At 69.0% G+C, this 12,096-nt stretch carries 9 protein-coding genes; 8 read left to right on the top strand and 1 reads right to left on the bottom strand.

Going from position 1 to position 12,096, the window contains the following annotated elements:
- Positions 1 to 24 precede the first annotated feature (24 nt).
- From FHG54_RS00810 to FHG54_RS00795, 4 genes are read left to right on the top strand one after another with little or no spacing between them, the layout of a single operon-like run.
- The gene (locus FHG54_RS00810; protein WP_233437823.1) at positions 25 to 1,008 is read left to right on the top strand and encodes a carbohydrate ABC transporter permease; all 984 of its coding nucleotides are present in this window, start codon (positions 25 to 27) and stop codon (positions 1,006 to 1,008) included.
- A gap of 1 nt (position 1,009) precedes the next feature.
- Positions 1,010 to 1,876, top strand: a complete 867-nt coding sequence (locus tag FHG54_RS00805; RefSeq protein ID WP_139415460.1) for a carbohydrate ABC transporter permease — start codon at positions 1,010 to 1,012, stop codon at positions 1,874 to 1,876.
- Between the two features lie 22 nt (positions 1,877 to 1,898).
- Positions 1,899 to 3,686 carry an ABC transporter ATP-binding protein gene (locus FHG54_RS00800; protein WP_139415459.1) on the top strand — a complete coding sequence of 596 codons (1,788 nt, stop codon included), beginning with the start codon at positions 1,899 to 1,901 and terminating at the stop codon, positions 3,684 to 3,686.
- Positions 3,683 to 5,434: an ABC transporter ATP-binding protein gene (locus tag FHG54_RS00795; RefSeq protein WP_139415458.1), complete on the top strand. Its 1,752-nt coding sequence runs from the start codon at positions 3,683 to 3,685 to the stop codon at positions 5,432 to 5,434. Before FHG54_RS00800 ends, FHG54_RS00795 begins: the two co-directional genes overlap by 4 nt.
- Before the next feature lie 13 nt (positions 5,435 to 5,447).
- Here the strand turns inward: FHG54_RS00795 and FHG54_RS00790 are convergent, their stop codons facing one another.
- The gene (locus FHG54_RS00790) at positions 5,448 to 6,590 is read right to left on the bottom strand and encodes a glycoside hydrolase family 172 protein (RefSeq protein ID WP_210415452.1); all 1,143 of its coding nucleotides are present in this window, start codon (positions 6,588 to 6,590) and stop codon (positions 5,448 to 5,450) included.
- 81 nt (positions 6,591 to 6,671) lie between these two features.
- Here FHG54_RS00790 and FHG54_RS00785 point away from each other — a divergent pair, with 81 nt between their 5' ends.
- The 4 genes from FHG54_RS00785 (at position 6,672) to FHG54_RS16570 (ending at position 12,046) form a co-directional block, all read left to right on the top strand.
- On the top strand, positions 6,672 to 7,694 hold the full coding sequence (locus tag FHG54_RS00785; protein ID WP_232333585.1) for a LacI family DNA-binding transcriptional regulator: 1,023 nt from the start codon (positions 6,672 to 6,674) through the stop codon (positions 7,692 to 7,694).
- A 109-nt stretch (positions 7,695 to 7,803) separates the two neighbouring features.
- On the top strand, positions 7,804 to 9,372 hold the full coding sequence (locus FHG54_RS00780; protein WP_139415457.1) for an FGGY-family carbohydrate kinase: 1,569 nt from the start codon (positions 7,804 to 7,806) through the stop codon (positions 9,370 to 9,372).
- Positions 9,369 to 11,906, top strand: a complete 2,538-nt coding sequence (locus FHG54_RS00775) for a GH116 family glycosyl hydrolase (protein WP_139415456.1) — start codon at positions 9,369 to 9,371, stop codon at positions 11,904 to 11,906. Before FHG54_RS00780 ends, FHG54_RS00775 begins: the two co-directional genes overlap by 4 nt.
- Positions 11,903 to 12,046 (top strand): hypothetical protein, encoded by a 144-nt coding sequence (locus tag FHG54_RS16570; RefSeq protein WP_233437822.1) that lies wholly within the window; start codon positions 11,903 to 11,905, stop codon positions 12,044 to 12,046. The genes FHG54_RS00775 and FHG54_RS16570 overlap by 4 nt, the downstream gene beginning before the upstream one ends.
- Positions 12,047 to 12,096: the final 50 nt, after the last annotated feature.

Below are 12,096 nucleotides of genomic sequence, written 5' to 3'. Positions count from 1 at the left end.
TCCGACCGATCGAGCCCGAATGGAATGACAGGACGAATCATGGTCCATCAGGCGGTGCACGACAGCGTCGTCATCGACGCACGCGGCGCGAGCAATGCCGATGACAAGCGGGAGCAACGTCGGCGGCACGATCGCCATCGCTACCGGGACAGCAAGCTGGCGTACGTGCTGATCCTGCCCGCGATGGTGCTGCTCGGCATCTTCGTCATCTGGCCGGCGATCTATGCCACGTTCCTCTCATTCCAGGACTGGAGCTTCTACAAGCCCCCTGTGTTCGTCGGGCTGAAGAACTACGCCGACGTACTGGCCGACCCGCTCTTCCTCGACGCGATCGTTCGGGGCTTCATCTTCGTGCTGCTCACGGTGCCGCCGATGCTCGTGCTCGCCTTCTTCTTCGCGTCCCTCGTCGTGAGCGTCGCGCGCCGGTTCGCCGGCGTACTGAAGGTCAGCATCTATGTGCCGACCATCGTCTCGACGGTGATCACCTCGATCATCTTCGTGCTGATCTACGACTACTCGGGCGGGCTGCTCAACTGGTTCCTCGCCCAGTTCGGCGTCGCCCCGACCGCCTGGATCGGCGACCCGGCCTGGGCCCTCGTCGCGATCGCGGTGCCGGCGATCTGGCTCGGCATGGGACTGACGTCGCTCATCATGGTCGCGGCGATGATCGATGTGCCGATCGAGTACTACGAGGCAGCATCGATGGAAGGCGCGAACTGGCGGCAGAAGACGGTGTACATCACGTTGCCGCAGATGAAGAACGTGCTGCTCTACCTTCTGGTCACCGGATTCGTCGTTGCGATCCAGCAGCTCGACCTGCCGCTCATCATGACCAACGGTGGCCCGGTCAACGCCACGATGCTGCCGAACCTGTTCATCTTCACCCACTTCCGCAACGACATCAACGTCGGCTACTCGATCGCCGCCGCACTGCTCCTGTTCGCGGTCCTCGGCAGCGTCTCAGCGATCATCTTCCGTTTCGTCAATTCCGAAAGGCTCGTGGACTGACGTGGCCCGAACCACAGAACTCGACACCCACCGACGCACCACGCGCGATGCCCGATGGTGGTTCTTCGCCACCGGAAAGGGCGTGGCCGGAACGATCTACATTCTCGCGGCGCTCTTTCCTCTGGCCTGGATGCTCATCGCCGGTTTCAAGTCGAAGACCGAGGTGATCAAGACACCCTTCCAGTTCTTTCCCGAAGTGTGGAAATGGGAGAACTACGTCCAGATCCTCGCCGACCCCAGCTTCCTTCGCACGATGGCGTGGACCTTCTTCGGCGCAGTGCTGTTCACGCTGCTGAGCCTCACCGTGAACTCGCTCGCCGCGTACGCATTCGCCCGCCTCGACTTCCGGTTCAAGCGGACACTCTGGGTCATCGTGATCACCACGCTGTTCATCCCCGCCATGACGATTCTGCTGACGAGTTTCATCGTCGTGTCGAACCTGCAGATGCTCGACACACTCGCGGTGCTGGTTCTCCCGGGTGCCGCGAGTGCAGCCATGGTGTTCTTCATCCGCCAGTTCTACCTGAGCATCCCGTCGAGTCTCGAAGAGGCTGCGATGCTCGACGGCTGCAACCGATTCACCATCTTCATCCGACTCTTCCTCCCGCTCTCGAAGCCGCCGTTCGTCGTGATGGGCATCACCGCGTTCCTCTTGTACTGGAACTCCTACGTGTGGCCGATCCTCACGATCACGAGCCCCGACAAGTACGTCGTGCAGCAGTACCTCGCCACCTTCCGCTCGGAACGCTCGACCGAACTCGGCCTGCTGATGGCGGGCTCGGTGCTCGCCGCTGCGCCGGTGATCATCCTGTTCCTGATCTTCCAGCGGCAGATCATCGGCAACATCAAGCTGGCCGGCCTGAAGTAGCGCGGTTCGAGGGATCCTGCCGATGCGCGCCATCCCCGAGCCGTTCGCCGCGCCCCCTCGCGGCGTGACCCCGTGGGGATTGCTTCGGTGGCTCGTCGCCCGGCAGTGGACCACGGTCGTACAGGGCACCGTCTGCGATGTCATCTGGTTGCTGGGTCTCGCACTCACGCCGTGGGCGATCGGTCGCGCGGTCGACGAGGGCCTGGTGGCGGGCGACTACGGGGCGTTCCTTCGGTGGCTCGGCATCGTGGTGCTGCTGCAGTTGCAACACTCCCTGATCCAGGGCTTGCGAGATCGCGCCGGATCGGTCAACTTCGAGCGATCATGGTCGCGAGTCGACCAGATCATCGCTCGCGCCTCGTCTCGCGTCACGGTCGCCGCTGAGCGAGATCTGCACCCCGGTGCGGTCGTCACCATGGCGTCCTCCGATGTCTGGGCGCTGAGCTTCGTTGCGATCAACGTGGGATCGCTGGTGTCGGCGCTGATCTCCTTTGCAACCGTCGCCGTGATTCTCCTGCGTGACTCACTGCTGCTGGGCGGGCTCGTCATCGTGGGGGTGCCGGCCTTCTCGGCGCTCCTGTTCCTGCTCGTGCGATCATTGCGCACTCGCCAGACGCAAGCGCGCGATGCGACGTCGGAAATGAACACCGTCGCCACGGACAGCGCGCGCGGGCTGCGGGTGCTTCGCGGCATCGGCGGCGAGGAATGGTTCCTCGCCCGGTTCCGGGAGCGGTCGGCGGCGGCGCGCGATGCCGGCAAGAAGGTCGCGAGGCCGATGTCGATCGCTGAGTCGCTCAAGGTGCTGATCGCCGGCACGCTCGTGGTCGGGCTGACCTGGATCGGCGCCCTCCTCGTCACCCAGGGCGAACTGACCGTCGGTGAGCTGGTGTCCTTCTACGGCTATGCCGGCTTCATGGTGCTGCCCGTCACACTGCTCAACCAGGCGGTGACCGTCGCGGTGCGGGCGCTCATCGCGGCACGGCAGATCACGAGGCTGCTCGAGGTGGCTCCGCTGTGGCCACGGGAGGTCGACGGCCGGGCGCCCGGCGTCGCGGAAGCGCTGAAGGCCGCCCAGACGGCAGAGCACCACGGTGGCGGGGCGGATCCGGCACTCGACTGGGAACAACTGTTCGACGAGCGCAGCCGTCTGCGCGTACGGGCGGGGGAGTTGCTCGGCGTCGCCGTCGGAGACTCCGTTCAGGCGCGCGCGCTCGTCGATCGGATCGGGCGCCTGGCGCCCGACGACCCCGAAGCCGTCGTGCGCCTGCAGGGGGTGAACATCGCAGAGATCCCCATCGATGTGGTTCGCGACCGGATCGTGGTCTCGGACCCGGTGCCGTTCCTGTTCAGCGGCACGCTGCGGGAACTGCTCGATCCCCGGGGCCGTCGCGACGACGAGATCATCCTGCGTGCCGTCGCCGCTGTGGACGCGATCGACATCGTCGAGTCGGTCGACGGCCGGCTCGACGCGGTGGTCGGCGAGCGCGGAGTCGAGTTCTCCGGTGGGCAGCGGCAACGTCTGGGAGCCGCGCGGAGCCTGCTCTGCGAACCGCAGTTGCTCGTGCTGCACGAGCCGACGTCCTCGGTCGACGCGTCGACCGAGGAGCGCATCGCGGCGGGCTTGCGGGACTATCGGCGCGGGCGCACGACGATGATCGTCAGTACCAGCCCGCTCGTGCTCGGCGTGAGCGATCGAGTGGCGTTGATCGACGGGGCCGGAAGGCTCGTCGCCGACGGGGCGCACGAGGAGCTGCTGCAGCTCGAGGCCGACTACCGCGGCATCGTGCTGCGGGCGGAGGAGACGTCATGACCGAGACGGTACTTCCGGGCGCCGGGCGCGACCGGGTTCGCAACGAACTCCGGTCGATCTGGCGCACGCATCGGGTCGGATTCGTCGTCGTCATCGCACTGTTCGGCGCATCCGCGCTCGCCGGACTTGCCCCGCCACGTCTCGTCGGTGCGCTCATCGACCGGCTCACTGCGGGGGCCGGACCGGCCGAGGCGTCCGCGTACGGAGCGGCGATGCTGGCGTGCGTACTGGTGCAGGCCGTGCTCGTCATGACGGCCATTCGTGCGGCTCTGGTGCTCGGCGAAGACGTGTTCACCCATCTGCGCGATCAGTTCATGTCCGATGTGCTCCGCGTGCCGATGGGGCTCGTCGAATCGGTGGGCACCGGGGAACTCGTCACGCGCACGACCCAGGACATCAGCTCCGTCTCCGAGACGGTGCGACGGGCATTGCCCGAGTCGCTCATCGCCGGGGTGACGGTGATCCTCACGCTCGTGGCCGCTGTGCTGACGTCGCCGCTCATCGCCCCGGCCTACCTCCTGGCGGTGCCCGTGCTCATCGTGGTCATGCGGTGGTACATGAAGCGCGCGGTCGGCGTCTACGAGCGTCTCGGTGCCAGCTACGGACCGCTCTTCGCGTCGCTCACCGAGACGGCGAACGGCGCCCGCACGGTTGAGGCACTGAGCCTCGCCGAGGTTCGCAACCGGTCGATCGACGACGTGCTCGCTCGCCATTGGCTTACGGCAGTCGGGCGGATCCAGTTGCGCATGGTGGTGCTGCCGTGGTCGAACCTCGCGTTCGCGATACCGGTGTTCAGCTCGCTCGCGTGGGGTGGCTGGCTCGCGATCCAAGGTCACGTCTCCATCGGCACCGTGGTCACCGTCACGCTCTACGCGTCGGCGCTGGTCGCCCCGCTCGAAGCCTTGATCGGGTGGACCGACGAGCTGCAGAAGGGCCTCGTCTCGTTCGCTCGCATTCTCGGCGTCGGTGAGGTACGCGAGCGGCCGGGCGGCGAGGCGGTGCCATCGTCGACCGATGTCGAGCTACGCGACGTGCGCTTCGCCTACCGCACCGGTCACGAGGTGCTGCATGGCGTCTCCCTGCGCATCGTGCCCGGCGAGCGGCTCGCCATCGTCGGCGCATCCGGTGCCGGCAAGTCGACCCTCGCACGGCTCCTCGCCGGAATCGACGATCCGACCGCGGGTCGCGCGACGATCGGCGGGGTCGACGTGCGCGAGGTTCCGCTCGAACGCCGCCGCCGCGAAGTGCTGCTCGTGACGCAGGAGAGCCACATCTTCGCGGCAAGCGTCTTCGACAACGTGCGGCTCGCTCGGTCGAGCGCGAGCGACGATGAGGTGCTGCGGGCCCTGCAGGCCACTGGCGCAGCCGACTGGGTGGATCGACTGCCCGATGGGTGGGGCACGACGGTCGGATCGGCTGGACACCCGTTGACCGGCGCCCAGGAGCAGCAGCTCGCCCTCGCCCGCGTCGTGCTGGCCGATCCGCACACCGTGATCCTCGATGAGGCGACGTCGGCCATCGATCCGACGGCCGCCCGCGATCTCGAGGCCGCATTCGCGGCCGTCATGGACGGGCGCACGGTGATCGCCATCGCGCACCGGTTGGCCACCGCATACGACGCGGACCGGATCGCGGTGATCGATGCCGGGGAGCTGGCCGAACTCGGCACCCACGATGAGTTGCTCGCTCGCGGTGGCAGCTACGCCGACCTCTGGCGGGCGTGGAGCGCCGACGGCGGGAACTCGTAGCAGACGTCCCGCGTCACTCCGCCGGCGCGCGCGGAGGCGTGGCGCCGATGTCGGGCACCGGTGCCGACCCCAGGTGCACCTCCAAGTCGTCGGCCGCCGGTGGCTTCGGGCGCCTGGCCGTCGGCCGGTCGAGGTAGAACAGCGCGGTCGAGGCGATGTCGTCGCGCAGCGGGAGGTAGCGCCATCCGCTGCGCCAGCCGAGCGCCTGGATGTCGACCTTCGGAATGCCGGTCGCGAAGAAGATCGGGTCGAGCAGGTGCCAGCGGTACATGCCGAAGCGCTGCTGGCTGACGTAGAGGCCGTCGGGGCGGATCACCTGCGGCATGCCGAGATACGGGGTCGAGAACTCGGTGTAGCCCTGGCCGGGAATGTCGAAGTTCCAGGCGCCGCCGAAGTAGTCCTCGGTGCCGGTGCCGCAGATCGTCGGGTAGTCGGTGTCGTCGTCGAGGTAGAACTTGATCTCGCCCTCGCCCCACCAGCCATTGGAGTTCACGCCCCACGCGAGGTAGGTGCCGACGTAGTGCCCCTGGCCCTCGATGCCCTCGAGGATCGTGTGGGGCACGAGCTCTTCGAGCGGGTTCGAGCGACGCCATTGCGCGTGGAAGTAGCCGTCGCCAGAGTAGTCGCCGCCGGTCTCGTACGTCACCTGGTAGTAGACGCGCACGTCGACGACCGAGGTGTTCTCGATGGTGAGCCTGGCGCCGGTCGTGAACGGCATCGGCCAGTACGAGTTGAATCCGCCGTGCGGGTTGGCGGCGATCGCCTGCGAGTTCACCTGTGCGAACACGCCCCAGCCGTTGCAGAAGAAGTCGCCGTAGGGCACCTCGACCGCGGGCTCCTCCGCGCTGTCCCAGTAGGCGCGCAGCACGAGGGTGCGCCAGTGGTCGGTGTGGGTCGTGATCCAGATGTGGGTGATCTTGCCCGGGCCGTCGATCGTCGCGAGGTCGAGGGTGTCACCGGCCTTGATGTCGACGCTCGGCGAGATCTTCCATCCCGGGCCGAGATCGCGGGCATTGGATGCCCCGGTGCCCTCGGTCGCGCGACCGCCGCCGCCGACCGCGCCGTCGAAGTTCTCGGGCGAGATCGAGCGCGTCTGCAGGCGCCGCAGCGCCGAGATCGACGAGAGGTCGGGGTTCTGGGGGTGAGGGGCGTTCACGATCGGCCACTTCCTCGTGTCGGCACGGCGGACGTCGCGCTGCTGGAATCGATTTCAACACTGTAAGGTTGCCTCACCGGCATGTCAACGCGGGCCGGCGCAGGGGCAGGGCGCATGGCGACGATCTACGAGGTGGCGAAACTCGCCGGGGTCTCCCCGGCGACGGTCTCGCGTGTCTTCAACGGGGTGACGGTCTCCGACGAGAAGTCGGCCGCGGTGCGCGATGCCGCGAAGCAGCTCAGGTTCACCCCCAATCGCACCGCCCGCACCCTGCGAAAGCAGGAGTCCGAGGTCATCGCACTCGTCATCCCCGACATCGAGAACCCGTACTTCACCGAACTCGCCCGTGGCGTCGAAGACGTCGCGCAGAAGGCCGGCTTCTCGGTCGTGCTCTGCAACACCGACGCCCAGGTCGACAAGGAGGCGACCTACCTCCAGATCGCGATCTCCGAGCACATGGCGGGAGTGATCCTCGCCGCGGCATCCGATCAGACCAATCTCGACGACATCCGAGCTGCGGGGCGGCCGGTCGTCGCGGTCGACCGGAGCACGGGTTACGACATCGACGGCGTGGTCATGGCCAACCGCACGGCCGGGCAGGCCGCGACCGAGCATCTCGTGCAGGCCGGGTACCGTCGCATCGCCTGCATCACGGGCCCGCAGCACATCGAGACGGCCGCCGAGCGCGCATCGGGCTGGCGTGCGGTCATGGCGCGCGAGTGCCCCGGCGTGGACGCCGATGAACTGCTGCGGTACTCGACCTTCCGCGTCGACGGCGGCCGTGAGTCGGTGGAGGAGCTTCTCGCGCTTCCCGAACCGCCCGATGCGGTCGTCGCGGCCAACAACCTGCTCGGGGTCGGCGCGATCCAGGTGCTGACCGAACGCGGACTCACCCCGCCGGCGTTCGGGGTCGCGGTCGTCGGCTCGCTGCCGTTCACCACGCTGTCGCCGAGCGCCGTCACGGTCGTGAAGCTGCCGGCGCGCCACATGGGCGTGACCGCGGCGAAGATGCTGCTCGAGCGTCTCTCGGGCGACGACCAGCAGGCTCGCACGGTCGTGCTGCGCGGCGAGGTGCAGCCGGCCCGAGGGCGCCCGGGCGCCTGACCCTGGGGGCCCTGCTCTCGCACGTCGTGCGAGGCGCGGTTGATCATGAAATCGATTTCGCCTAGAGTTTCGGCACGAGGGGACTTGGCTGCGATCGAGGAGGAACGCCATGCCGAAGCGGTGCACGCTCGGTGTCGATATCGGCACCTCGAGCAGCAAGGGCGTGCTCGTCGCGGCAGACGGAGCCATCCTCGCGACCGCGTCGGTGGCGCATGAGGTGCAGCGCCCGCAGGCCGGCATGGTCGAGATGGACGGCCGCATCTGGTGGCACGAGTTCGCCGAGCTCTCGCGGCGGCTGCTCGCCGAGGCATCCGCTCTCGGCGTCGAGGTCGAGCTGGCGGGCGTCGGCGTCAGCGGCATGGGGCCCTGCGTGCTCCTCGCCGACGACGACGATGAACCGGTGCGCCCGGCGATCCTGTACGGGGTCGACACGAGGGCGGCAGCGCAGATCGAGTGGATGTCGCAGCAACTCGGCATCGACGAGATCACGAGGGTCGGCGGCTCGACGCTCACCTCGCAGGCGGGCGGGCCGAAGATCCGCTGGGTCGCCGACGAGGAGCCCGAGGCGTTCGCCCGGGCCCGCCGCCTCTTCATGCCGGCGTCGTGGCTGGCACGCAAGCTGACCGGCGCCTACGTGCTCGACCATCAGTCGGCCAGCCAGGTCTCGCCGCTCTACGACATCGAGGCCGAGGCGTGGCACGAGCCGTGGTGGGGGCGATTCGCCGGCGGCATCGAGGCGCCGCGACTCGTGTGGGCGGGCGACATCGTCGGCGCCGTCACCGATGAAGCTTCGGCCGTGTGCGGCATCCCGGCCGGCACTCCCGTCATCGCCGGCACGATCGACGCGTGGAGCGAAGCCGTCAGCGTGGGCGCCCACGGCTCGGGCGACCTCATGCTCATGTACGGCACGACGATGTTCCTCATCGCAACGGGCGACGAGACGCTGCGCACCCCGTCGATGTGGACCACGGTCGGGGCGTTCGAGGGCACCCGCAACCTCGCCGGCGGGCTCGCGACCTCGGGCGCACTCACGGCGTGGCTGAAAGGACTCACCGCCGCCGACTACCCGACCCTGCTCGCCGAGGCCGCCGAGTCCGGCGTCGGCGCCCGCGGCCTCGTGATGCTGCCGTACTTCGCCGGGGAACGAACCCCGATCCTCGACCCCGACGCCCGCGGCGTGGTCGCCGGGCTCACCCTCAGCCACACCCGCGGCGACCTCTATCGCGCCGCCCTCGAGGCGACCGCCCTCGGCGTGCGGCACAACGTCGAGACCATGCGCGCCGCAGGCGCCGACATCCGTCGGATCGTCGCCGTCGGCGGCGGCACGCAGGGGGTGCTGTGGCTGCAGATCGTCTCGGATGTCACGGGGCTCGAGCAGGAGGTGCCGCAGACGACGATCGGGGCGAGCTACGGGGCGGCATTCCTCGCGGCGACCGCGACCGCCGATGTCGCACCGCCGAGCATCGCCGACTGGAACCCCGTCGCCTCGACGATCCGGCCGCGGCCGGAGGTCGCCGCCGATTACGACGTGCTCTTCGAGCGCTACCTGCGACTGTACGCAGCGACCGCGGGGCTCGTGCACGAACTCGCCCAGGTGCAGCGCGAGGCGGGCGAGAGCGCCCACGACCACGACAGTGCCGACGACCACGACAACGACCGCCAGGAGGACGCGCGATGACCCGCCGAGCACGAGGAATCCCGCACACCGCGGAGCGCGCGGCGTTCCCGCTCGGAGGCATCGGCACCGGCAACGTCTCGCTCGGTGCCCGCGGCGAGCTGCGCGATTGGGAGCTCGAGAACCTGCCCGACAAGGGGCGCCTGAACCCCAACACCTTCTTCGCCATCCACGCGGCACCCCTGGGCGGCACGGCGGTGACCCGGGTGCTCGAGGGGCGGCTCACCGGGCGCCACGACTGGGATGCCGGGTACGGCTTCGACCGGCTCGCCGGGCTGCCGCGTCTGGCCGGCGCAACGATGCACGGCGAGTACCCCGTCGTCGACATCGACTTCGACGACGAGGTGCTGCCGGTCGAGGTGTCGCTCACGGCCTTCACGCCGCTCGTGCCGCTCGACGCCGACGCCTCGGGCATTCCCGCCGCCGTGCTGCGCTACCGCGTCACGAACCCTGCAGAGGTGCCCGTCAGGGTCACGGTCGCCGGCTCGCTCACCCACACCGCGGGGCGCGGTGACGGGCCGTTCGGCATGCGTGCCGCGCAGACGGTGCGCTGGCGCGATGACGGCGCCGTGCGCGGGCTCGATTTCGGCATCGGGCTGCCCGACGACGACTTCGGGTACGGCACGATGAGCCTCACGACGACGGATGCCTCGACGACCGCGAAGCCCCAATGGGTGACCGGGTTCTGGCCCGACGGCCCGCGGCTCTTCTGGAGCGATCTCACCGCCGACGGACTGCTCGAACCCGAGGCGCGGCTGACGCTCGAGGATCGCCCGCGCGGCCTCTTCGCCGACTCCGACGACGGCGCACCGATGACCGAGGAGGCGCTCTTCGAGAAGCTCCCGAGGCTCCGCACCGGCACGCTCGGCATCGTGCACGAGCTGGCGCCAGGGCAGTCCCGCGACTTCGAGTTCGTGCTCGCGTGGAGTTTCCCGAACCGTCGGCGCGGGTGGTACGGGCACATCGTCTTCGGCGATGCCGACCCCGCCGCCGTGGTGCGCAACCGTTACGCGTCGCTCTGGCCCGACGCGTGGGCCGCGGCATCCCATCTGCACCGCGAACTGCCGACCCTCGAGGCCTCGACGCGCGCATTCGTCGATGCGCTCTACGGCGGCACGCTCGACCCCGTGATCGCCGACGCCGTCGGGGCGAACATCGCGACCCTCCGTTCGACGACCTGTTTCGTGGTCGAACACCCGAACCCCGAGCTCGGCGACGCGCCGGTGTTCGCCGCATGGGAGGGGTCGTTCGACCACGGCGGCTCGTGCGAGGGCACCTGCACGCACGTCTGGTCGTACGCGCAGACGGCCGCATGGCTGTTCCCGTCGCTCGAGCGCAGTGCGCGCCGGGTCGAGTTCCTGCTCGAGACGGATGACGCGGGCGCCCAGAAGTTCCGGTCGAACCGCGTCTTCGGCGGCCCCTCCTGGTTCATGGGCCCGGCCGTCGACGGGCAGCTCGGCACCTTCCTGCGCCTGCACCGCGAGTGGCGGTTCTCGGGCGACGACGACTTCCTTCGCGAGCTGTGGCCTGCGGCGGTGCGCACCCTCGACTACGCGATCCGCGAGTGGGACCGCGACGGCGACGGCCTGCTCGACGGCGAACTGCACAACACCTACGACATCGAGTTCCACGGCGTCGAACCGCTCGCCAACGGCATGTTCCTGGCCGCGCTGCACGCCGGCGCGCGCATGGCGGCCCATCTCGGCGAAACGGGTCTCGCGGCCGACTGGCGGGAACGCGCCGAGCGATGCGCCGCGGGCATGGAGGCGGCGCTCTGGAACGGCGAGTACTACCGGCAACTCATCGACGACGTCGACGGGCACCGCTACCAGTACGGCGACGGCGTGCTCTCCGACCAACTGCTCGGCCAGTTCCACGCCTCGGTCAACGGACTGGGCGAGATCCTTCCGCCCGACCACGTGCGCAGCGCGCTCCGCGCGATCGTGCGTCACAACCACCGCAGCGACCTCACCGAACACGAGAGCACGCAGCGGGTCTACGCCCTGAACGACGAGGGCGGACTGCTGCTCGCCTCCTGGCCGCGAGGCGGTCGGCCCGCGATTCCCTTCGTCTACTCCGACGAGATCTGGACCGGCATCGAGCACCAGGTCGCGGCGAGCCTCGTGTACGCGGGACTCGTCGACGACGCACTGCTCGTCGAGCGGACGCTGCGAGCCCGCTACGACGGCAGCATGCGAAACCCGTGGAACGAGATCGAGTGCGGCAATCACTACGCTCGCTCGCTCGCCTCATGGGCGCTGCTGCTCGCGTTCAGCGGCGCGCAGTGGGATGCCCCGGCGCGCACCCTCTCGTTCGATCCGGCCGCCGATGGCCGATACCTCTTCACGACCGGTGCGGCGTGGGGCCGCGTCGAGATCGACGGCGACGAGCTCACGCTGCAGCTCGACGGCGGCGTGCTCGACGTCGACCGCGTCGTGCTGCGCGGGCGCGAGGCATCCGGCCCCATGCATCTGACCGCCGGCGACCAACGCGCCGTGCGCGCCGAGACAGACCACGAACACCAGGAGACACGATGACCAGCTACACCCTGCCCGCGCCGGTCGAACGGCCGGTCGCGGCACCCAAGACCGCCTACCTCATCGCGAGCGGCGATCTGCGCGAGCCCGCCAACATCGCGGGCTGGGCGCGATCCAGTCCGCGATGGAAGCCGATGTGACCGCCGCAATGGAAGAGCTCGGCTGGCGCGTCGTTCGTGCGAACGGCGTC

The sequence above is a fragment of the Agromyces laixinhei genome (assembly GCF_006337065.1).
GTDB classification, from domain to species: Bacteria; Actinomycetota; Actinomycetes; order Actinomycetales; family Microbacteriaceae; genus Agromyces; species Agromyces laixinhei.
Note: the sequence above shows the minus strand (reverse complement) of the source record. Positions and strands in the feature narration are given on the sequence as shown.